The sequence below is a fragment of the Pseudomonas sp. Pseusp3 genome, from assembly GCF_047304225.1.
GTDB classification, from domain to species: domain Bacteria; phylum Pseudomonadota; class Gammaproteobacteria; order Pseudomonadales; family Pseudomonadaceae; genus Aquipseudomonas; species Aquipseudomonas fluorescens_CD.
In genome coordinates this window covers 1-20,941 of the sequence record NZ_JBGLYV010000076.1, presented here as the reverse complement: position 1 = coordinate 20,941, position 20,941 = coordinate 1, and the positions used below count along the sequence as shown (strand labels likewise).

Here is a 20,941-nt window from a genome sequence, read left to right as displayed (position 1 = left end):
GCACCGTGAGCGCTTTGACGGTCTAGGGCCTGTCGCTATACTGCGCGTCAACTTCACGGACAAAAGAGCCGAGCTCAAGTGAACCGGCCCACGCCAGTAAAAACCGACAACTTCTTCCTGCTGATCTTCCGGGCACTGCGCCACCGCCGTGTACCGATTGCATTGCGCATTGCCAGCCATAACGTGATCCTGGTCGCCCTGGCCCTGGTCATCTATGCCGGTGTGATGGGCTTGCAGTTCAAGCAGGCCATGCACGAGCAGGCGGATGCGCTGGGCGAAAGCCTGACCACGCAGACGGCCACCTCGGCCACCGAGCTGTTGGTGTCCAACGACATCCTCAGCCTCAACGTGCTGCTCAACAACCTGACCAAGAACAAGCTGGTGGCCCACGCCGCCATCTACAGTCCGGACAACCGTATCCTCGCCGAGTCCGGCCAGCGCCCCAAGCATGGCCTGCTGGGCGAAGCCGAGGGCATGTACCAGAGCAAGATCACCTTCCAGGACGTGACCGCCGGGCAATTGCGCATCAGCCTGGACATGGACCAGTTCCAGCAGCCAATGACCATCAGCCTGCAAAGCATGGGTATCCTCAGCGCCATCCTGCTCGCCCTGTCTTTGGCCTTGAGCCTGCGCATGGGGCGTTATCTCTCCACGCCGCTGCTGCAACTGCGGGTGTGGCTGCGCAATATCGATGAATACACCCCGGCCACCGACCGCCAGGACGAAATCGGTGACCTGGCGCGCCAGCTGCACGCCAACTTCGCCCCGGAACCCGCCCCGGTGCCAGAACCGGAACTGGAACCGGAGATCGACGACGTCGATGACGAGGCCGACCCGGCCTTCGAAGTGCGCAACCTGCGCGATCCGAGCTTCGACGAAAGTCGCCCGGTAGCAGCGCTCAAGCCAGCGCCGCGGCAGATCGTCAGCACCGTCGAAGACGACGATGATGAGGACCCGTTCGCCGATCTGCGCGACGAATCGCTGGTCAGCAACCCGCAACCGGTCATTCGCCAGGCCACTCCGAGCGTGCCGCAACACAGCGCAGTGCTGGCAGTGCAACTGGGCTCCCAGGAACAACTGCGACGCCTGCCGCGGGCACGCCTGGAAGAACTGCTCGAACGCTATCGCGACTGTCTCGATCAGGCCGCGTCGTTGTATCAAGGTGAAGTGGAGACCTTGAACGATGGCAGCACCTTGATGCTGTTCCACACCGAAGACAGCGGCGACGATTACCTGACCAACGCCATTTGCTGTGGCGAGCTGCTGCGGGCCCTGGGCCACCAGTTGCAGATCGAAGTCGCGGACAGCGGCATCACCCTGCAATTGCAACTGGGCCTGACCCTCGGCGAAGAACTGTTCGGCCTGAGCCAGATCGACCTGCTGCTGACCGACTCCGCCCAGGACGCCCTGGCCCTGTCGCAACACAGCCGCAACCTGCTGCTGGTGGAGCGCAAGATCAGTGATGACGCGTTGATCCGCCAGCGTGCGCGGATCCGCCCGATTGCCAGCCCTGAAGGCGCGTGCTGCGTGGAGCGGTTGATGGAGCCGTATCCATCGATGCTTGAACGGCAATTGGCGCGGATGCACGAGCGCCGCGCTTAAGCCTCAGGCCCGGCCACAATAAAGCCCGCAGATGAGCGATCGTCTGTGGGCTTTTTTGTTGTCTGTTCTGGCCTATTCGCGAGCAAGCCCGCTCCCACAGTGTCCGTGTCGTACACAAATTATGTAAACACCCCCCGAACCTGTGGGAGCGGGCTTGCTCGCGAAGAGGCCAGGGCAGGCGATAAGAATCTCTGGTCTGTAGAAACTATAAAACCCGCACAGGGCGGGCTTTATATGGGCAACAGCTTCAGTCCAGACTTAGAAGCGGAACACTTCCATATCCGTACGAATAGGCGCGGCCATCGGGATCTTCGGCTGCTTTTCCTGCTCTACCGCAGGTGCTGCCGCCTTGGCTGCCGGCTTGCGCGGGACTTCGGCGATCGGCGGCTGGTTGGCCAGAGGCTTGATCGCCACCGACAGTTGCTCGGCCAGGCGTTGCAACAAAACGCCCTGTGCCTGGACCTGCGCCGCCGTACTACCGGCATGCTGTTCCTGCAAATGGATGATGCGGTTGTCGCGGACCTGCCCGCGACGGTCGATCAGGCGCCATTGCGCGTCGAGGATCGCCGGTTGTTTTTCACCCGAGTCCAGGCGTGTGATGGTCAGCAGCACCTGAACGTCCGGGGTGAAACCCACTGTCGCCGGAGCCAGCACTACGCGCTGGCTGTCCAGGCGACCTGAGACCTGACGCAGCAACAACTGATCGATATCCGACGAAAGGCTGCCAGCCCAACGACCATCGGTCGAGGCCTGCAGGCTGCCATCCGGCTGACGCTGCAACAGGGTTTCGCGTTGCAGGTAGTCGGCCACGGTGACCGGGCCCAACAATACCGCCATGCCTGCGTTCTGTGCAGGCTGAGCCGGATTTCCAGCATCCAGCTGGTACAACGACACCGGCTGGTGAACGCTGCAACCCGCCAGGCCAAGAACGCCGGCGAGCATGAGAATAAAAGGAAGGCGCAGAGCAGTCATCGTCCCATCCAGGTGATCGCCAAAAGGCTGACCACAGTGAAAATACTCAACAAATATTAAAAATGCGCGGCTACGCCGACGCTTGAAAGGCCATATCATCCGTGAATATGCGTTCCGACTCCAGCGCAAAGCGCCGAACTACGGGTTAAATCGTAGTTCGGCGCTTCTAAGTCGCCTAATTGAGGTTTTCGACGAGCAGCGCATCCACCCGCTGGAAGCCACGAGGCAACTTGTTGCCCCGACGACCGCGTTCACCCTTGTAGTGCTCGAGGTCGTCCGCTTTCAGCGACAAGGTACGTTTCCCGGCCTGCAACACCAGTGTTGCACCGTCCGGCAATACGGCGATGTCCGTCACATACTCTTCGCGACTGGCCACTCGTTCACCAGGAATCCCGATGATCTTGTTGCCTTTGCCCTTACCTAATTGTGGCAGGTCGCTGATCTTGAAGATCAGCAGGCGACCTTCGGTCGTCACCGACGCCAGCCAGTTCTGTTCACGGTCGGCCACGGGACGCGGCAGCATGACCTTGGCATTGTTCGGCAGGCTCAACAAGGCCTTGCCTGCCTTGTTCTTGGCCTGCAGGTCCTCACCCTTGACCACGAAACCGTAACCGGCGTCGGAGGCGATCACGTACAGCGCATCGTCTTCCGGCATCAGCACACATTCGAAACTCGCCCCTGGCGGCGGCGTCAGGCGACCGGTCAGCGGCTCGCCCTGGCCACGGGCCGACGGCAAGGTGTGGGCGGCCACCGAGTAACTGCGGCCGGTGGAGTCGATAAACACGGCAAACTGGTTGGAGCGCCCGGCTGCCAACGCCTTGAAACCGTCCCCGGCCTTGTAGGAAAGCCCGGTGGCATCGATCTCGTGGCCTTTGGCGGAGCGAATCCAGCCTTTTTCCGACAGCACGACCGTCACTTTCTCGTTCGGCAGCAGATCGTGCTCGGTCAGGGCCTTGGCCTCGGCACGCTCGACAATAGGCGACCGGCGGTCATCGCCGTAGGTTTCAGCGTCCTTGATCAGCTCACTGCGCACCAGTTTTTTCAGCTTGGCTTCGCTGCTCAGCAGGGCTTGCAGCTTGGCTTGTTCCTTGAGCAGTTCATCCTGCTCGGCACGCAGCTTCATCTCTTCCAGTCGCGCCAACTGACGCAGACGGGTGTCGAGGATGTAGTCGGCCTGGATTTCGCTCAGGGCGAAGCGTTCGATCAACCTGGCCCGTGGCTGCTCCTCGGTACGGATGATGTGGATCACTTCATCCAGGTTGAGATAGGCAATCAACAGGCCGTCCAACAGGTGCAGGCGACGCTCGACCTTGTCGAGGCGGAATTGCAGGCGACGACGCACGGTCTGCACCCGGAACTCCAGCCATTCGACAAGCAGCGCGCGCAGGTTTTTCAGCTGCGGCTTGCCATCCAGGCCGATGATGTTGATGTTGACCCGGTAGCTCGACTCCAGCTCGGTGCTGGCGAACAGGTGCTGCATCAGTGCATCGTGGTCGAAGTTTTTCCGGGCACCCGGGATGATCACGATCCGGCACGGGTTTTCGTGGTCGGACTCGTCACGCAGGTCGGCAATTTGCGGCGCCTTGGACGGCTTGGCCTGCATCATCGCGGCGATCTGTTCCAGCACCTTGGCGCCCGAAACCTGATGCGGCAGCGCGGTGACGATGATATCGCCGTCTTCGATGTGATACACGGCGCGCATGCGCACGGAACCGCGACCGGTTTCGTAGATTTTCAGCAAGTCGGCGCGTGGGGTGATGATTTCCGCTTCGGTCGGGTAGTCCGGGCCCTGGATGTGTTCACAGAGCTGTTCGACCGTGGCCTTGGGCTCGTCGAGCAAGCGCACGCAGGCGGTGGCGACTTCGCGCAGGTTGTGCGGCGGAACGTCGGTGGCCATGCCCACGGCGATACCGGTGGTGCCGTTGAGCAGAATGTTCGGCAGACGGGCAGGCAAGACCAGCGGCTCGTCCAGCGTGCCGTCGAAGTTCGGTCCCCAGTCCGCCGTGCCCTGGCCCAGCTCGCTGAGCAGCACTTCGGAATAACGCGACAGCCGCGCTTCGGTGTAACGCATGGCGGCGAAGGACTTGGGATCATCCGGCGCACCCCAGTTACCCTGGCCGTCGACCAGCGTGTAGCGATAGCTGAACGGCTGGGCCATCAACACCATGGCTTCGTAGCAGGCCGAGTCGCCGTGGGGGTGGAACTTGCCGAGCACGTCACCGACGGTACGCGCCGACTTCTTGTGCTTGGAATCGGCGTCCAGCCCCAGCTCGCTCATGGCGTAGACGATACGCCGCTGTACCGGTTTCAGACCGTCGCCGATATGCGGCAAGGCACGGTCCATGATCACGTACATGGAGTAGTTGAGGTAGGCATTTTCGGTGAAGTCAGCCAGTGACCGGCGTTCTACACCGTCCAGGCTGAGATCAAGGGAGTCGCTCATGCGGGCCTCATCGGTTCGTTGTCTGGCGCAGCAGCATGGTGCCACCGCGCTGGGTAAATTCAAGTTTGTTCAGTGCGCTCATGCCGAGCAACACCTGATCGCCATGCAGCCCCGGGGCCACCAGTGCGCGTACATCCCGCAGCACGATGTCGCCCAGTTGCAAGCGTTCGATACGAGTGCGATAGCCCTGGCTCAGGCCATTGGCCGTGCTCAGGGTCACGCCGAATCCTTCTTCGAGCTTCAAGCGCCTGGCCAGGTCCGCCGGGATCGACACGTCGGTCGCCCCGGTGTCGAGCATGAAGTCCACCGGCTGGCCGTTGATCTGGCCGCTGGCGACGAAATGCCCTTGTACATTGCTGACCAGTTTCACCTCAATGAAACCTTCGCCCTGCTGCGAACTGACCACCACATTCGGATTTTGCTGACGCGCTTCCCACTGGCCGAAAAACCGCGTGGCCAGAAACAGCGCCGCACACCAGGCCAGCACCATAAACACCCGGCCGATGCGCTGCCCCGGCGACTGTTGCCTCACAGCCTGGCACTCCAGCCACCTTCCGGTGCGGCGAAACGCCAGACCACCGGACGCACTTCACCATCGGCGCGCGGACCGAAGTTATTGTCGACACCGATCCAGGCGCCATTGGCATCCACGATCAACGCCTCTTCCAATCCGTAGTTCTGTGGATAACGACGGTTGTCCTGCAACAACTCGGCGGCGTACGACCAGCAGCGCTCGACCTTGGCCGTCTGCGAATCCCGGCGACAGATCTGGTAGGCATTGCGTTCAAGGGTGAACAGCTTGCCGTTGAACAGCGACAGGTCAGAGAAGTCCCGCGGCACAGCTTTTGCATGGGGGAACTGCTCGGGCTGCATTTCCATGCCAGCCTCGCTCAGCAGTACGCAGCCACCGTCGCAATCCCACACTGTCTGTTTGCGCTTGATCATCAGCAGTCCGCGACCTTGACGTTCGGCGGCGAGCCACATCTGATCGCCCGCCAGATTGATCGCCAGCCCTTCGAACAGTGCGTTGAACTGCAACAACAGACCACTGGCCCGCGCCTCGCGAACCAGCATCGGCGAAATCTTCAGCCAGACGGCAGGCCCCGTTGGCGGCACCTGCAACACAGCGGCATGGCCTTCGCTGACCACGTAACGGTTACCGGCGCCGTCGCAGGTGATGCCCTCGAAGTCCAGATCGCCGCCACGCACGAACGCAGCCCCCCAGACACGAGACTTCAGCCCCCAGGGCAAGCCGCTGTCAGGCACCGGTGGTACATCAATGTGCACCGCTTCGGCCTGCCAGGTAGATTCGCTGGTATCCAGGCGATAGATCTGATCATCGTCGCGGTCGGAAACCGCCCACAGCTCATTGCCGCACTGCGCCAGCCCGGACAGGTTGCCGCCGCGCATGCCGTCCACGACATGCCCGGACAACAGGCGCAACTGTGGCGCCGGCCCGGCGGATACCGTGATCGACGTCAGCAGCAACCCACAGCCCAGGGCAAAGCCCAGACGCATCAGCCCAGAACCTCGGCCAGGTTGCCCTTGGACTCCAGCCAGGTCTTGCGGTCGCCGGCGCGCTTCTTCGCCAGCAGCATGTCCATCATTTCCGAGGTAGCCTCGAAATCCTCAAGGGTCAGCTGCACCAGGCGCCGGGTGTTCGGATCCATGGTGGTCTCACGCAGCTGCGGCGGGTTCATTTCGCCCAGACCCTTGAATCGTGTGACTTGCGGCTTGCCGCGCTTCTTCTCGGCCACCAGGCGATCAAGAATGCCATCACGTTCGGCTTCATCCAGGGCGTAGTAGATTTCCTTGCCCAGGTCGATGCGGTACAGCGGCGGCATGGCCACGTAAACGTGACCGGCATCCACCAACGGGCGGAAATGCTGGACGAACAAGGCACACAGCAAGGTCGCGATGTGCAGACCATCGGAGTCGGCGTCGGCGAGGATGCAGATCTTGCCGTAGCGCAACTGGCTCATGTCGGCCGCACCCGGATCGACACCGATCGCCACCGCGATGTTGTGCACTTCCTGGCTGGCCAGCACTTCACTGCCGTCGACTTCCCAGGTATTGAGGATCTTGCCGCGCAACGGCAGGATCGCCTGGAACTCTTTGTCCCGCGCCTGCTTGGCCGAGCCGCCGGCGGAATCACCTTCCACCAGGAACAGCTCGGAACGCATCGGGTCCTGCCCGGCACAGTCGGCCAGTTTGCCCGGCAGCGCCGGGCCCTGGGTAATGCGTTTACGCTCGACCTTCTTGCTCGCCTTGAGGCGACGGCCGGCGTTGTTGATCGCCAGCTCCGCCAGCAGCATGCCGGTTTCCGGGTTGGCGTTGAGCCACAGGCTGAACGCATCCTTGACCACACCGGAGACAAACGCCGCCGCTTCACGGGACGACAGGCGCTCCTTGGTCTGGCCGGAGAATTGCGGTTCCTGCATCTTCATCGACAAAACGAAGGCAATGCGCTCCCAGACGTCCTCCGGGGCCAGCTTCACGCCGCGCGGCAACAGGCTGCGGAATTCGCAGAATTCGCGCATGGCGTCGAGCAAGCCCTGACGCAAACCGTTGACGTGAGTACCGCCCTGGGCCGTAGGGATCAGGTTGACGTAGCTTTCCTGGACCGCGTCGCCACCTTCCGGCAGCCACAGCAGCGCCCAATCCACCGCTTCCTTGTTACCGGCCAGGCTGCCGCAGAACGGCTCGTCCGGCAGGCGCTCGAATTCGCTGACCGCATCCACCAGATAGGAACGCAGGCCGTCTTCGTAATGCCACTCGACTTTCTCGCCGGTAGCCTTGTCTTCAAAGCTGACCAGCAGCCCCGGGCACAACACGGCCTTGGCCTTGAGCACGTGCTTGAGGCGGCTGATGGAGAATTTAGGGGAGTCGAAGTATTTCGGATCCGGCGCGAAGAACACGCTGGTACCGGTGTTGCGTTTGCCGACAGTGCCGACGATTTCCAGCTCGGTGGCCTTGTAGCCATCCTTGAAGGTCATCTGGTATTCGTTGCCGTCACGCTTGACCCGCACCCGCACTTCGGTGGACAAGGCGTTGACCACGGAAATGCCCACCCCGTGCAAACCGCCGGAGAACTGGTAGTTCTTGTTGGAAAACTTGCCACCAGCATGAAGCTTGGTAAGGATCAACTCGACGCCCGACACACCTTCCTCGGGGTGAATGTCCACCGGCATGCCACGGCCGTCATCGCTGACTTCCAGGGAATGGTCGGCATGCAGGATCACCTGCACCGAACTGGCATGCCCGGCCAGGGCTTCGTCGACACTGTTGTCGATGACTTCCTGGGCAAGGTGGTTCGGCCGACTGGTGTCGGTGTACATGCCGGGGCGTTTGCGCACCGGGTCGAGGCCCGAGAGGACTTCGATGGCGTCTGCGTTATAAGAGCTAGCGCTGGGAGTGGCCATGGGGTCTCGTCGTCAGTGTTGCGTGAAAAAAGAAATCCATGAAAACAGGCATCGCATCAAAGCGATGTGAAATCAATTGCCTGATACAAATCGGCGCCAATGCCGGCAAAACTCAGCATGGCCGGCAGGCGCGCGGCAAAACCCTGGAAACCGTGGTCACCGCCGGCCTGGATGCGCAAGGCGCATGCCCGGTAATACTGCTGGGCGAGGCGATAGTCCAGCGTTTCGTCAGCTGTCTGCAACCATACCTGATAACGCTGCGGATCCTGGGGCGCCGGCACTTCCAGCCCGGCCAGGGCCGTCACGTGGTCGTGGGTCAACTCCCAGGTCTCTTCGGTATACAGGTTTTTCTGCGTCCCGAGATGGCCGTCGAACATCCGGTGCGGGCTGACGGCAGGGTTGATCAACAGGGCCTTCAATCCAAGGCGCTCGGCCAGGTGAGTGGCATAGTAGCCGCCGAGCGAGCTGCCGACCAGCAGTGGCCGCCCCAGCTCGGCAATCGCCTGCTCCAGTTGCGCGATTGCCTGGCGCGGGTGATGGTGCAACGCCGGAACGCGCAAGTGTTCGCTCAGGCCCAGACGCTCCATCACGTCAATCAACTGGCAAGCCTTCTTCGACAACGGCGAGCTGTTGAAGCCGTGGATATAAAGGATCGAACCGGACATTTGAGCTCCCTGTGCGTCGGCTAAAGAGGCGGAGTTTACTGTAGGAGCGAGCTTGCTCGCGATGGTCGTCAACGATAACGGTACAAACCTGGCGCCCCGCGGCGCTCTCAGGTTAATCGCGAGCAAGCTCGCTCCTACAGACGGGTGCTTCAGTAACCGTTGGAACCGTAATCCACAGTGAAATCAAACCCGGTAACCCGCTCCACCCCGGTTTCCAGCCGCCCGTCGGGCAGCAGTCGCAACCAGCGATACCCCGGCGCTTGCTCGCCGACCTTGAAGTCCTCGCTGCCCGGCTCGAACTGGATGCAGGTCGAGGGCGAGGCGATCAGACGCACGTCGTTACGCAACTGGTCGATTTCCTGATGCACATGCCCCCACAACACGGCCCGCACCTGTGGAAAACGGTCCAGCACGGAGAACAGCGCCTCGGGATTACGCAAGCCAATCGGTTCCATCCAGGCGCAACCAATGGACACCGGGTGATGGTGGAAGCACACCAGATGGTGGCGTTCCGGCGCTTCGCTCAACGAGCGGGCGAGCAACTGCAACTGTTCGTCCTGCAAATAACCCGGCACCGAGCCGGGCACCGCCGAATCGAGCAACGTGACCCGCCAGTTGCCGATATCCACCACCGGTTCGAGCAGAGCACTCTGCACCGCCGCCTCGGCCATGATCTGCGGCTCATCGTGATTACCGGGAATCCAGCGCGCTGGCGCATCGAGCTGGCGCGTCAGGTCGCGAAACTGCCGGTAGGACTCCAGCGTCCCGTCCTGGGACAGATCACCCGTGGCCAGGATCAAGTCAATCCGCGGCTGTTGCGCGCGCACCAGCTCGATGACCTTTTGCAGGCTGTCGCGGGTGTTCATGCCCAGCAACGTGCCGTCCGCTTCGGCAAACAGATGGCTGTCGGAGAGTTGCACCAGCAACGCCGGATCGGCGGTGGTCAATGTGGATACGCTCGGCAAGGCGTTCTCCCAGGGCGTGATCACGGGGATGGGTAAGTGCCGCAATTATGCTGGGGGATGACCGAAAGGGGAAACTGTTGAACCTGACGCAGTTCACAACTGCGTTGCTCGCTCAACGGACAACTTCGTACTCATGCCCCAGCGCCAGGCAATGGCTCAGCCATTCGCCCAGAAACATGTTCAGTTGGGCCTTTTCGTCCGGCTGGTGCATCGAGGCGTTCGGGTAAGGGTAGATACCGCGAAAGCGTCGCGCATGTTCGGCGCTGACCACTTCAGCCATGCGCGCGTCGTGATAGACCTGTACTTCCAGTTGCGGTACCGGCAGCCACGGCAGGCTGTGTTCCTGACGCACTTGCAGGGTCGTGGTGTAAGGACAGGTCAACAACACTTCCAGCGCCAGCACACCCAGCATCTGGTCGCCATGGGTCACGGCGATGCGCCGCGCGGCAGGCTCGCTGCGCATGTCCGGCAGCAGTCGCATCAGGCGCGCGTAGTTCGCCTCGCAGGACGCTTGCAGCCCCACCAAGTCCACCCGATAGCGATCGCGCAGCTTGTTTACGACCATAACCCCCTCACTTCAACGCGGTTCAAAGCCAGCCATTGCAAGGCAATGATGCTCGCCGCGTTGGCAATACGCCCGTCGCGCACGGCTTGCAGGGCATCATCGAAAGCCCAGACCGTAACGCGGATGTCTTCTGCCTCTTCTTGCAGCCCATGCAGGCCGCCCACCCCGGTAGTGTCACAGCGCCCCAGGTACAAATGCACGAATTCGTTGCTGCCGCCCGGCGATGGAAAGTATTTGAGCATCGGCCAGAGTGCCCCGATCACAAGCCCAGCTTCCTCCTGCGCTTCGCGGTGAGCAACTTCTTCCGGTATTTCATCCTTGTCGATCAGACCAGCGACCAGTTCGATCAGCCACGGATTGTCGGTCTTGCCCATGGCACCAACGCGAAACTGCTCGATCAGCACCACTTCATCGCGCTGCGGGTCGTAAGGCAGCATGCATACCGCGTCATGGCGAACGAACACTTCACGATTGATTTCGCGGCTCATGCCCCCAGCGAACAATTCGTGGCGCAAGTGCACGCGTTCGAGTTTGTAGAAGCCCTCGTAGCACTTTTCGCGCCGCACGATATCAACGGCGGTCGGAATGGCGTTGGCAAAATCCGTCATGACAATCCTCTTTTACTGCAAATCCTGTTCGAGGCTGCTTTTTCCTGGGCCTCGACTTCGCGCCATCCTAACGCGCCCGTGACGTTTGATGCAGCCCCTTTCCCGTCAGCGGGATGGACGGTGAGAGCGAAACCCACTCTAATTAGCTTAGTGGCGAACTGATTGCTTTGTTGAGAGTCGAAGCCGGTATCTTTTTGCCTTCCCCTGTTTCAGAAAGGACGCACATGTCGCTTTTCAAAATTGCCTCCGTGGCCGCTATCGCCCTGACCCTGGGCGCTTGCGCGAGTCTGTTCCAGCCCAACTACCGCACGCCCCTGGAAACCACCCGCGACGCCTCCGAGCAGCTCAAGCCCGGTTGCAGCAGCCCGGATTGCCCACTGGTCAATATCGACACCCTACACTTCCCGGCCGAGCCTGCACTGGATGGCATCATCGAAAAACGCCTGCTGCAGATGACCCGCACCTCGCCCGACGCGCCAGTCGCCCCGACCCTGGCAGCCTATCGCGAAGAGTTTTTGCGCACCGCCGGCCCGCGCAACAGCAGCTATCTGCAAGCGAAGGTACGCGAGCAGCATGACGGCTTGGTGATCGTCGAGTTGTCCAGCTACCTGGACACTGGCGGTGCCCATGGCACGCCAGGCCGGGGTTTTATCAACTATTCGCGCCAGCAGCATAAAGTGCTGACGCTGTCGGACATGCTGGTGCCGGGGCAGGAAGATGCGTTCTGGAAAGCGGCACAGGTAGCGCACAACAGCTGGTTGATCAGCACCAGGCTCGATCAGGAACCGGAGTTCGTGAAGAACTGGCCGTTCCAGAAAACCCGGAACGTGGCGCTGACCTACGGCGGGGTGATCCTCAAGTACGAAACCAGCAGCATTGCGCCTTACGCGCTGGGCCACGTCGAACTGAAGATCCCCTACCCTCGCCTGAACGGCATCATCAAGCCCGAGCTGTTTCCCGGCCGTAGCTGAAGGCCCGACCCAGTACCAGTTGCAGCAACCCTGCCAGGATCAGCGCCGGCAGGGTGGCGCCGACATCCGGGTACAGGTTGGCCAGCAAATGATAGGTGCTGATCCCGCCCAGCCAGGCGAGCAGCGCCGGCCAGCGCAGTGCAGTTGAGGCGACCTGGCCACTGCGCTTGCGCAGGATGAAGTGGTCCACCAGCACCACGCCGAACAATGGCGCAAACACCGAACCGATCAGCAGCAGGAAGTTCTGGTACTGGGCCAATGGCGCCAGCAGGGCAATCAACGTGCAGATTACGCCGATAGCCAGGGCCAGATGCTCGACTTTGGCGCGCAACAGAATCCCGCTGGACACCGCCGCCGAGTGAATATCGGCAAAGGCGTTTTCCGATTCGTCCAAAAGAATCAGCAGCAGCGGAATCCCCAGGCCGGCACCGGCCAGCGCCAGCAGCAAGGCATTGACTTCACCGCTCGGCGCGAACGCCAGAGTGTAGGCCACGCCCAGGCTCATCAGCCAGAAATTGCCAATGAAGAAACCAATGGCGGTGCCACCGAAGACGTTTTTCGCCCGCTTGCCGAAGCGTGAATAGTCGGCAATCAGCGGCAACCACGACAGCGGCATGGCAATGGCGATGTCGAAACCCACGGCAAACGGCATCGAACCGTCACCGGCCTGGGCCCACAACGCAGCCAGGTCGGCCTTGGCGAACAGGTTCCAGGTCAGCCAGGTGCACGCGGCCAGCAGCAGCCAGATGCCCCACTTGCGCAGGATCTGCCGGACGAAAGTCAGCGGACCGCTGACCGCCAGCAAGGTCGCCAGTGCGCCGAAGAACAGTGTCCACAAAAGCGGATTGGACAGCAGGCTGCCTTCGCTGAACGCTTTGGCGCCCAACAGGCTGGCGGCATCGCGCATGACGATGATTTCGAACGAACCCCAGCCGATCAATTGCAGCAGGTTCAGCACCGCCGGCAGGCTCGCGCCTTTGGTACCGAGGCTGAGCTTGAGTGCGGCCATCGACGACAGGCCGGTGTCGCTGCCGATCACCCCGACTGCCGCCAGCAGCAGAACGCCGACCAGGGTGCCGAGAAAAATCGCCAGCAACGAGCCGGACAGGCCCAGACCTGGCGCGAGCAAGGCACCGGTCTGCAGGACCATCAGGCCAATGCCGAGGGAGAACCATAGGGAAAACAGATCGCGACCGCCGAACACACGCTTGTCGGTCGGCACCGCGATGTCAGGTGAATAAGTACTCGGTTGAATGCTCAAGGTGTTATCTCAGAGGAATATGTTTTGTCATTGAGAGTTTCGCTGTCTGATCTGGCGCTTTCGCGAGCAAGCCCGCTCCCACATTTGGCCTCTGTCATACACAAAATCTGTGTTCACAGGAGATCAAATGTGGGAGCGGGCTCGCTCGCGAAGGCGGCGCCACAGGCACCGCCAATCCCGGATCAGATCAAACTTTCTGATACAGCTGACTGCCTTCCTGCTTGAAGCGCTCGGCCTGTTCGGCCATGCCCTGGGCGACGTCCACGTCGACCGCTTCGATCCGTTGGTTGGCCGCATATTCGCGGACTTCCTGGGTGATTTTCATCGAGCAGAACTTCGGTCCGCACATCGAGCAGAAGTGCGCGACCTTGGCCGAATCCTTCGGCAGGGTTTCATCGTGATACGAACGGGCGGTGTCCGGATCGAGACCCAGGTTGAACTGGTCTTCCCAACGGAACTCGAAGCGCGCCTTGCTCAAGGCATTGTCGCGGATCTGTGCACCCGGATGCCCCTTCGCCAGATCGGCGGCATGTGCTGCGATCTTGTAGGTGATGATCCCGGTCTTCACGTCATCCTTGTTCGGCAGGCCCAAGTGTTCCTTCGGCGTCACGTAGCAGAGCATGGCGCAGCCGAACCAGCCGATCATCGCCGCACCGATGCCGGAGGTGATGTGGTCGTAGCCCGGCGCAATGTCGGTGGTCAGCGGGCCGAGGGTGTAGAACGGCGCCTCGTCGCAGCACTCGAGCTGCTTGTCCATGTTCTCTTTGATCAACTGCATCGGCACGTGGCCAGGGCCTTCGATCATGCACTGCACGTCATGCTTCCAGGCAATCTTGGTCAGCTCGCCGAGGGTCTCCAGTTCGCCGAACTGCGCCTCGTCGTTGGCGTCGGCAATCGAGCCCGGACGCAGGCCATCGCCCAGCGAGAAGCTGACGTCGTAGGCCTTCATGATTTCGCAGATGTCTTCGAAATGGGTGTAGAGGAAGTTCTCCTTGTGGTGTGCCAGGCACCACTTGGCCATGATCGAGCCACCACGGGAGACGATGCCGGTGACGCGCTTGGCGGTCATCGGTACGTAGCGCAACAGCACGCCGGCGTGGATGGTGAAGTAGTCGACGCCCTGCTCGGCCTGTTCGATCAGCGTGTCGCGGAACAGCTCCCAGGTCAGGTCTTCGGCCACGCCGCCGACTTTTTCCAGGGCCTGGTAGATCGGCACGGTACCGATCGGCACCGGCGAGTTGCGGATGATCCACTCGCGGGTTTCGTGGATGTGCTTGCCGGTGGACAGGTCCATGACCGTGTCCGAACCCCAGCGAATGCCCCAGGTCAGTTTCGCCACTTCTTCTTCGATGGACGAACCCAGGGCGCTGTTGCCGATGTTGCCGTTGATCTTCACCAGGAAGTTACGGCCGATGATCATCGGTTCCAGTTCGGTGTGGTTGATGTTGGCCGGAATGATCGCGCGGCCGCGGGCGATTTCGTCACGGACAAATTCAGGGGTGATGATTTTCGGCACGCTGGCGCCGAAGCTGTGGCCGGCGTGCTGCTGGTCCAGCAGGCCGGCGGCGCGGGCCACTTCCAGCTTCATGTTTTCGCGGATGGCGACGTATTCCATCTCGGCGGTGATGATGCCTTTGCGCGCGTAGTGCATCTGGCTGACGTTGGCACCCGGCTTGGCGCGGCGCGGGTTGTTGACGTGAGCGAAGCGCAGCTTGGTCAGCTCCGGATCGGCAAGGCGCTCCTGGCCGAAATTCGAGCTCAGGCCACTCAGGCGCTCGGTATCGCCACGGGATTCGATCCACGGCGAACGCACGTCGGCCAGGCCTTTGCGCACATCGATGATGACATTGGGGTCGGTGTACGGGCCCGAGGTGTCGTACACCACCACCGGCGCGTTGACCTCGCCACCGAAGTCGGTCGGCGTCACGTCCAGGCTGATTTCGCGCATCGGCACGAGGATGTCGGGGCGCGTGCCCTGAACATAGATTTTTTGCGAGCGGGTAAACGGCTGAACCGATTGCTGATCGACCTTGGCCGAGTCACTCAGGTTGGTGGCGATTTTTGCTTTTGTAGTCATCACGGGCTCTCCAGACAGCATCCAGGCAGTGGATTTTTGTCGGAGCGAACCTGTAAACGAATGGACGCACGGCGCTGGGAAAACCAGCTGTGCTGTGCTCAGTGCTCGAGGGGTGTTCGATTGTCGAACAACATCCCGGACGAAGCACAAGAGGACTCGCCGGGTGACGAGAAATCTTGTTCCCTACGCAGGCGCTAACCTGATCAGGTTCAACGGGATCCGAAATTATTCGATCTCAGCCTCATAGCAAGGCACCCCGACAAGAACCCGGCCAGTCTAGACACAACTGGCGAAGAACGCCAACCCCACTGCAAACACCATGATGAATGGCGTAATTGCACGCAGTATCAGGATTGTTGCCGCCCGAATGCACAACTACACTCGCTACGCTGAGTCGCGCATTGACGCTGCCAAGGCAGCGCCTTAGCCTTGGCGCTCAAATTACCTGTGTAATATCAAATCTAGGGAACGTCTATGCTGCGCAAACTCTCACTGGCCCTTGCCGTGTCTTGTGCGTCCAATGGAATGGCCTGGGCAGCAGATGCGCCCTTATCGAACAAGACGGACCTCGTCAGCGTTTATCAGGAAGCCGTCAACAACAACGCCGACCTGGCAGCTGCGATCGCCCAATACGGCGCGCAGAAGGAAGTCGTACCCCAGGCCCGCGCCGGGTTGCTGCCGAACCTCTCGGGCGGGGCGAATATTTCCGAGGTGCGTACGTCGCTCGATCAGCCGTCCGCCACCACCAACCGCGATGCGCATTCGTACCAGGCCACTCTGGCGCAACCCTTGTTCCGCGCCGATCGCTGGTTCCAGTTCCAGGCCGCCAAGGAAGTCAACGAACAGGCCGCCCTGCAACTCTCGGCGACCGAGCAGAACCTGATCCTGCAAACCGCTCAAAGCTATTTCAACGTGCTGCGCAGCCAGGACAACCTGGCCTCGACCAAGGCCGAAGAAGCGGCGTTCAAACGCCAGCTCGACCAGTCCAACGAACGTTTCGATGTCGGGCTCTCGGACAAGACCGACGTATTGAACTCGCAAGCCAGCTACGACACCGCACGCGCCAACCGCATCGTTGCCCAGCGCCAGGTGGACGACGCCTTTGAAGCCTTGATCACCCTGACCAACCGCCAGTACAACTCGATCTGGGGCATCAGCCATAACTTGCCGATCCTGCCGCCAGTACCGAACGACGCCAAGGCCTGGGTCGAAACGGCAGGCAGGCAGAACCTCAATCTGTTGGCCAGCAACTATGCCGTCAGCGCCGCCGAGCAAACCCTCAAGCAGCGCAAGTCCGGGCACTTGCCAACGGTTGACGCGATAGCCAAGTACGAGAAAGGCGACAACGACGCACTGGGCTTCAGCAACCCGAACAACCAGCCAATACCCTACGGTGGCGACGTCTCGCAAACGACCGTTGGCCTGCAACTGAACATCCCGATCTACAGCGGTGGCTTGATCAACTCCCAGGTGCGTCAATCGTATGCGCAACTGGACCAGACCGAGCAGCAGCGCGAGTCCCTGCGCCGGCAGGTCGTGGAAAATACCCGCGACCTGCACCGCGCGGTGAACACCGATGTCGAGCAGGTACAGGCGCGCAAGCAATCGATCATCTCCAACCAGAGCGCGGTGGAAGCAACCGAAGTCGGCTATCAGGTGGGTACGCGAAACATCGTCGACGTGCTGGATGCGCAGCGTCAGCTGTACACCTCGGTACGCGACTACAACAACACCCGCTACGACTACATCCTCGACAACCTGCGCCTGAAGCAACAGGCCGGCACGTTGAATCCGGGGGATCTGCAAACCCTGGCACGCTGGCTCAACCCCAACTACAACCCGGACAAGGACTTCCTGCCACCGGATCTGGCCAAGGCTGCGGAGGAGCAGTTGAAAGCGAGACCTTGACCATCAGATTTCAAGACAGCACAAACCTTGTGGGAGCGAGCTTGCTCGCCCCCACAGGATCAGCGGCGAACTGAAGACCTGTCGATCAACCGCCCCAACCCGTCCAGCAACCGCTGCAGCGCCCCCTGATTGGTGCGCATCACCTTCAACCCGGCCTCTGCCATGCGCTGCGCATCGCGCGGCAGTTCAAACAGCCGCTGCACCGCCACAGCCAGCCCTTCGGCATCCTCCACTTCCTGCAACGCCCCGGCACTGCGCAACTGCGTGGCGATTTCGAGGAAATTGAAAAGATGCGGCCCGCTCAACACCGGCTTGGCGAGTGCCGCCGGCTCCAGCAGGTTATGCCCGCCATTCGGAACCAGGCTGCCGCCGACGAAAGCACTGTCAGCCAGGGCGTAGAGAAACAGCAACTCGCCCATGGTGTCGCCAAGCAACACTGAAGTATTTGCACTGACCGCATCGCCGCTGGAACGCCGAACCGTGGCAAAGCCTTGTTGCTGGCACAACCCGTACACCGAATTGAAGCGCTCCGGATGACGCGGCACCAGAATCAGCAAGGCATCGGGGTGACTGGCCAACAACTGACGATGGGCCGCCAGCACGACCTCGTCTTCGCCGTCATGGGTACTGGCCGCAATCCACACCGGTCGCTCCAGCGCCTGCCATTGCCCGCGCAATTGGCTGGCGCGCTCAAGCAGTTGCGGGTCGATGGTCAGGTCGAACTTGATCGAACCGGTCACTTCGACGGTTTCCGCCCGCGCGCCCAGGTCGCGAAAGCGTTGGGCTTCGGCTTCGGTCTGCACCGCGAACAGGCTCATCTCGGCCAGCATTGGCTGGGTCAGCTTGCGGAACCGGCCGTAGCCCCTGGCCGAACGTTCGGACAGCCGCGCATTGGCCAACGCCACGGGAATCCCGCGCTTGGCACATTGATGGATATGGTTGGGCCACAGTTCGGTTTCCATGATCACCGCCAGTTTCGGCTGCACCCGATCGAGCAAGCGTCGGGCGGCGCAAGGCAGGTCGTAAGGCAGATAGCAGTGCTGGATGCGCGGCTCATTGGCGAACAGCGCCAGGATCCGTTCCGAACCGGTCGGCGTCATGCAGGTCACGGTAATCGGCAGATCCGGATAACGCGCCAGCAAGGCGCGGATCATCGGTGCGGCAGCAATGCTTTCGCCCACCGACACGGCGTGCACCCAGATGCCGCCCGGTTTCATCGCCGGCATCCCATAGGAGAAACGCTCGCCGATGCGCCTGGCATACGCCGGCGCCTTGCGCGCGCGCAGCCAAAGCCGAATCGCTACCAATGGCAGCCCCAGATAAAACAGCGCGGTGTAGAGAGTTCTATTCATGGCGGCGGAGTTTATCGGCTTTTTTCGCCAATCGTCTGCAAGTGCACGGCAAAACGTTCGGCGAGCCAGCGCGCGGCCGGACCGAGCGGTTCATCCCGGCGCCATACCAGCTCCACCACCAGGGCCGGCGGGGTCCATTCGCTGGCCAGTTCGACCATCTGATTCTGATAAGTCGGGTACTGCACCACGTGGCGTGGCAACCAGGCCCAGCCGAGGCCGCGCACCAGCCATTCCGCCATCACATAGAAACTGTCCGCGCGCCAGACTTGCGGGCTGGCGGGATCACTGCCGGGATAAATGCTCGACTCCGTGGACATCAGCAACTGCCGATGCTGCGCCAGTTGCTGGCCGTCCACTGAGCCTTTGCGCGCCAACGGATGATCCTTGCCGCACACCGTGACCATTTCCACGCTGCCCAGTACCCGCCGCTCAAGCGCCTCGGGAATCTGATCGTGAAAGAACAGCAGCCCCAGATCGGCGCGCCGCTCCACCAGCTTACGCGCGACATCGCCCTGGGCGGCGCTGGTCAGTTGCACCTCAAGGCTGGGGAATTTTTCCGCCAGGGCCTCGAAGCTTTCGATGATCGGCTGATACGGCATCGCTTCATCCTGCGCCACCCGCAGTCGTGCCTCTTGCCCGCGCATCATTGCCAATGCCCGACCATTGAGTCGTTCGCACTGGCGCAATACTTCCCGCGCTTCATCCAGCAACGCCGTGCCGGCTTCGGTGAGTTTCGGCTGACGGCCGCTGCTGCGGTCGAACAGGCTGACGCCCAGGTCTTCTTCCAGCATCGCAATCGAGCTGCTGACTGCCGACTGCGCCTTGCGCTGGTCCCGCGCCACGGCCGAAAACGAACGCTGCTCCGCTACGCTGACAAACAACCGCAGCTGCTCCAGATTCCATTGCATGCTCATGGCTCAACCCATCTTCTATTCAGATAGGTAATGACTTTACCGCATCTGGCAACTCACTAGAATGCCGACCTCAGAGAGCAACACTTCACACGAGGATTGACCCATGACCGCTTACTACTACCTGGCCATAGCCATCTGCGCCGAAGTGATTGCCACTGTTTCGATGAAAGCCGTCAAAGGCCTCAGCACCCCGCTGCCCTTGGTGCTGGTCATCCTCGGCTACGGGATTGCCTTCTGGATGCTGACCCTGGTGGTGCGCAGCGTTCCGGTGGGCGTGGCGTATGCCGTATGGGCCGGCATGGGGATCGTGATGGTCAGCGTCGCGGCACTGTTTATCTATGGGCAGAAGCTGGACGTGCCGGCGATGCTGGGGATGGCGTTGATCGTGCTGGGCGTCGTGGTCATCCAGCTCTTCTCCAAAACTGCGGGGCATTAAGTCCGAAGCACCATTCATTGTGGGAGCGAACCTGCTCGCTCCCACAGGTTTTGTACTCCAGTAAATCCCCTCCACTTCGAGTCTGTATACTGCGCCCTCGTCTTGAACACAGAGGTCGCTGCATGCCATCCGTTATTTCCACCGACGTTCTGATTGTCGGCGCTGGTGTCGCCGGCCTCTGGCTGAATGCGCGCCTGCGCCGCCAGGGTTTTTCGACCGTGCTGGTGGAAAGCGCCAGCCTCGGCGGCGGGCAGAGTGTGAAGTCCCAGGGCATCATCCACGGCGGTGCCAAATACGCGCTGCACGGCGCCCTGACCGGGGCCTCGGAAGCCATCGCCGACATGCCGCGCCGTTGGCGCGAAGCCCTGGCGGGCAATGGTGAGCTGGATCTGTCCGGCGTGCGTTTGTTGTCCGAAGCCCATTACCTCTGGTCCCCCGGCACCCTCGCCGGCAACCTCACCAGTTTCTTTGCCAGCAAAGCGGTGCGCGGTCGCGTCAATCAGGTCAAGGGCGAGCAATTGCCGCCAGCCCTGCAAGACAAGCGCTTCAAGGGCAAGGTCTATCGCCTGGCGGAATTGGTGATCGATGTGCCGAGCCTGATCCAGCGCCTGGCCGATCTGGCGGGAGATGGCTTGCTCGCCGGGCAGAACATCGAGCCATTGCTGGAAAACGGTGAGCTGGTCGGCTTGAAAGTCGACGAGCGCCAGATCCGCGCCCAGCGCATCGTGCTCAGCGCCGGCGCCGGCACCGCCGACCTGCTCACCGCGCTCGGCCTGAGCC

18 protein-coding genes and 1 riboswitch are annotated in these 20,941 nt (G+C 61.5%); of the genes, 5 read left to right on the top strand and 13 right to left on the bottom strand.

What is annotated here, in order from left to right; all coding sequences use genetic code 11:
• Positions 1-78 precede the first annotated feature (78 nt).
• A complete protein-coding gene (locus tag ACCD00_RS22325) occupies positions 79-1,602 on the top strand; it encodes an AhpA/YtjB family protein (RefSeq protein ID WP_413427574.1) in 1,524 nt (507 codons plus the stop codon).
• 258 nt (positions 1,603-1,860) lie between these two features.
• Here the strand turns inward: ACCD00_RS22325 and ACCD00_RS22320 are convergent, their stop codons facing one another.
• The 9 genes from ACCD00_RS22320 to ACCD00_RS22280 all read right to left on the bottom strand — a co-directional run bounded on the left by ACCD00_RS22320 (position 1,861) and on the right by ACCD00_RS22280 (position 11,242).
• Entirely contained in the window at positions 1,861-2,574 is a 714-nt protein-coding gene (locus tag ACCD00_RS22320; RefSeq protein ID WP_111284240.1) for a membrane integrity-associated transporter subunit PqiC, read from the bottom strand.
• A gap of 175 nt (positions 2,575-2,749) precedes the next feature.
• Positions 2,750-5,017: a DNA topoisomerase IV subunit A gene (parC, locus tag ACCD00_RS22315; protein WP_057396215.1), complete on the bottom strand. Its 2,268-nt coding sequence runs from the start codon at positions 5,015-5,017 to the stop codon at positions 2,750-2,752.
• Between the two features lie 7 nt (positions 5,018-5,024).
• Positions 5,025-5,549 (bottom strand): TIGR02281 family clan AA aspartic protease, encoded by a 525-nt coding sequence (locus tag ACCD00_RS22310; protein WP_413427573.1) that lies wholly within the window; start codon positions 5,547-5,549, stop codon positions 5,025-5,027.
• Positions 5,546-6,535 carry an esterase-like activity of phytase family protein gene (locus tag ACCD00_RS22305; RefSeq protein WP_413427572.1) on the bottom strand — a complete coding sequence of 330 codons (990 nt, stop codon included), beginning with the start codon at positions 6,533-6,535 and terminating at the stop codon, positions 5,546-5,548. Before ACCD00_RS22305 ends, ACCD00_RS22310 begins: the two co-directional genes overlap by 4 nt.
• Positions 6,535-8,439 (bottom strand): DNA topoisomerase IV subunit B, encoded by a 1,905-nt coding sequence (gene parE, locus ACCD00_RS22300; RefSeq protein ID WP_057396212.1) that lies wholly within the window; start codon positions 8,437-8,439, stop codon positions 6,535-6,537. Before parE ends, ACCD00_RS22305 begins: the two co-directional genes overlap by 1 nt.
• Positions 8,440-8,495: 56 nt before the next feature.
• On the bottom strand, positions 8,496-9,104 hold the full coding sequence (locus tag ACCD00_RS22295) for a YqiA/YcfP family alpha/beta fold hydrolase (protein WP_413427571.1): 609 nt from the start codon (positions 9,102-9,104) through the stop codon (positions 8,496-8,498).
• A gap of 149 nt (positions 9,105-9,253) precedes the next feature.
• Positions 9,254-10,069, bottom strand: a complete 816-nt coding sequence (gene cpdA / locus ACCD00_RS22290) for a 3',5'-cyclic-AMP phosphodiesterase (protein WP_413427570.1) — start codon at positions 10,067-10,069, stop codon at positions 9,254-9,256.
• A 112-nt stretch (positions 10,070-10,181) separates the two neighbouring features.
• A complete protein-coding gene (locus tag ACCD00_RS22285; RefSeq protein ID WP_007977461.1) occupies positions 10,182-10,634 on the bottom strand; it encodes a DUF1249 domain-containing protein in 453 nt (150 codons plus the stop codon).
• Positions 10,625-11,242 carry an NUDIX domain-containing protein gene (locus ACCD00_RS22280; protein WP_413427569.1) on the bottom strand — a complete coding sequence of 206 codons (618 nt, stop codon included), beginning with the start codon at positions 11,240-11,242 and terminating at the stop codon, positions 10,625-10,627. Before ACCD00_RS22280 ends, ACCD00_RS22285 begins: the two co-directional genes overlap by 10 nt.
• A gap of 224 nt (positions 11,243-11,466) precedes the next feature.
• Here ACCD00_RS22280 and ACCD00_RS22275 point away from each other — a divergent pair, with 224 nt between their 5' ends.
• Positions 11,467-12,213: an RsiV family protein gene (locus tag ACCD00_RS22275; RefSeq protein WP_413427568.1), complete on the top strand. Its 747-nt coding sequence runs from the start codon at positions 11,467-11,469 to the stop codon at positions 12,211-12,213.
• Here ACCD00_RS22275 and cytX read toward each other — a convergent pair.
• Both cytX and thiC read right to left on the bottom strand, forming a co-directional pair.
• Positions 12,182-13,474 (bottom strand): putative hydroxymethylpyrimidine transporter CytX, encoded by a 1,293-nt coding sequence (cytX, locus tag ACCD00_RS22270; RefSeq protein ID WP_413427567.1) that lies wholly within the window; start codon positions 13,472-13,474, stop codon positions 12,182-12,184. The genes ACCD00_RS22275 and cytX overlap by 32 nt on opposite strands.
• Positions 13,475-13,661: 187 nt before the next feature.
• Complete coding sequence (gene thiC, locus ACCD00_RS22265; RefSeq protein ID WP_008063536.1) at positions 13,662-15,551, bottom strand: phosphomethylpyrimidine synthase ThiC; 1,890 nt, start codon at positions 15,549-15,551, stop codon at positions 13,662-13,664.
• Between the two features lie 163 nt (positions 15,552-15,714).
• A riboswitch (TPP riboswitch) is annotated at positions 15,715-15,820 on the bottom strand.
• A 205-nt stretch (positions 15,821-16,025) separates the two neighbouring features.
• On the opposite strand from thiC, the gene ACCD00_RS22260 reads away from it, so the two are divergent.
• Positions 16,026-17,459: a TolC family outer membrane protein gene (locus ACCD00_RS22260; RefSeq protein ID WP_413427566.1), complete on the top strand. Its 1,434-nt coding sequence runs from the start codon at positions 16,026-16,028 to the stop codon at positions 17,457-17,459.
• Between the two features lie 59 nt (positions 17,460-17,518).
• Here the strand turns inward: ACCD00_RS22260 and waaA are convergent, their stop codons facing one another.
• Positions 17,519-18,811: a lipid IV(A) 3-deoxy-D-manno-octulosonic acid transferase gene (gene waaA / locus ACCD00_RS22255; protein ID WP_413427565.1), complete on the bottom strand. Its 1,293-nt coding sequence runs from the start codon at positions 18,809-18,811 to the stop codon at positions 17,519-17,521.
• An 11-nt stretch (positions 18,812-18,822) separates the two neighbouring features.
• Positions 18,823-19,725, bottom strand: a complete 903-nt coding sequence (locus tag ACCD00_RS22250; protein ID WP_413427564.1) for a LysR family transcriptional regulator — start codon at positions 19,723-19,725, stop codon at positions 18,823-18,825.
• A 103-nt stretch (positions 19,726-19,828) separates the two neighbouring features.
• On the opposite strand from ACCD00_RS22250, the gene ACCD00_RS22245 reads away from it, so the two are divergent.
• Positions 19,829-20,161: a DMT family transporter gene (locus ACCD00_RS22245; protein ID WP_007977444.1), complete on the top strand. Its 333-nt coding sequence runs from the start codon at positions 19,829-19,831 to the stop codon at positions 20,159-20,161.
• Between the two features lie 122 nt (positions 20,162-20,283).
• On the top strand, positions 20,284-20,941 hold a 658-nt coding region (locus tag ACCD00_RS22240; RefSeq protein WP_413427563.1), incomplete at its 3' end, for an NAD(P)/FAD-dependent oxidoreductase.

Bases quoted from the DNA above. Each gene is read 5' to 3' on its own strand.
- ACCD00_RS22250 (WP_413427564.1), bottom strand. From the start codon at position 19,725: ATGAGCATGCAATGGAATCTGGAGCAGCTGCGGTTGTTTGTCAGCGTA.
- ACCD00_RS22245 (WP_007977444.1), top strand. From the start codon at position 19,829: ATGACCGCTTACTACTACCTGGCCATAGCCATCTGCGCCGAAGTGATT.
- ACCD00_RS22305 (WP_413427572.1), bottom strand. From the start codon at position 6,535: ATGCGTCTGGGCTTTGCCCTGGGCTGTGGGTTGCTGCTGACGTCGATC.
- ACCD00_RS22275 (WP_413427568.1), top strand. From the start codon at position 11,467: ATGTCGCTTTTCAAAATTGCCTCCGTGGCCGCTATCGCCCTGACCCTG.
- parC (WP_057396215.1), bottom strand. From the start codon at position 5,017: ATGAGCGACTCCCTTGATCTCAGCCTGGACGGTGTAGAACGCCGGTCA.
- ACCD00_RS22280 (WP_413427569.1), bottom strand. From the start codon at position 11,242: ATGACGGATTTTGCCAACGCCATTCCGACCGCCGTTGATATCGTGCGG.
- ACCD00_RS22285 (WP_007977461.1), bottom strand. From the start codon at position 10,634: ATGGTCGTAAACAAGCTGCGCGATCGCTATCGGGTGGACTTGGTGGGG.
- ACCD00_RS22320 (WP_111284240.1), bottom strand. From the start codon at position 2,574: ATGACTGCTCTGCGCCTTCCTTTTATTCTCATGCTCGCCGGCGTTCTT.
- waaA (WP_413427565.1), bottom strand. From the start codon at position 18,811: ATGAATAGAACTCTCTACACCGCGCTGTTTTATCTGGGGCTGCCATTG.
- ACCD00_RS22295 (WP_413427571.1), bottom strand. From the start codon at position 9,104: ATGTCCGGTTCGATCCTTTATATCCACGGCTTCAACAGCTCGCCGTTG.
- thiC (WP_008063536.1), bottom strand. From the start codon at position 15,551: ATGACTACAAAAGCAAAAATCGCCACCAACCTGAGTGACTCGGCCAAG.
- parE (WP_057396212.1), bottom strand. From the start codon at position 8,439: ATGGCCACTCCCAGCGCTAGCTCTTATAACGCAGACGCCATCGAAGTC.
- ACCD00_RS22260 (WP_413427566.1), top strand. From the start codon at position 16,026: ATGCTGCGCAAACTCTCACTGGCCCTTGCCGTGTCTTGTGCGTCCAAT.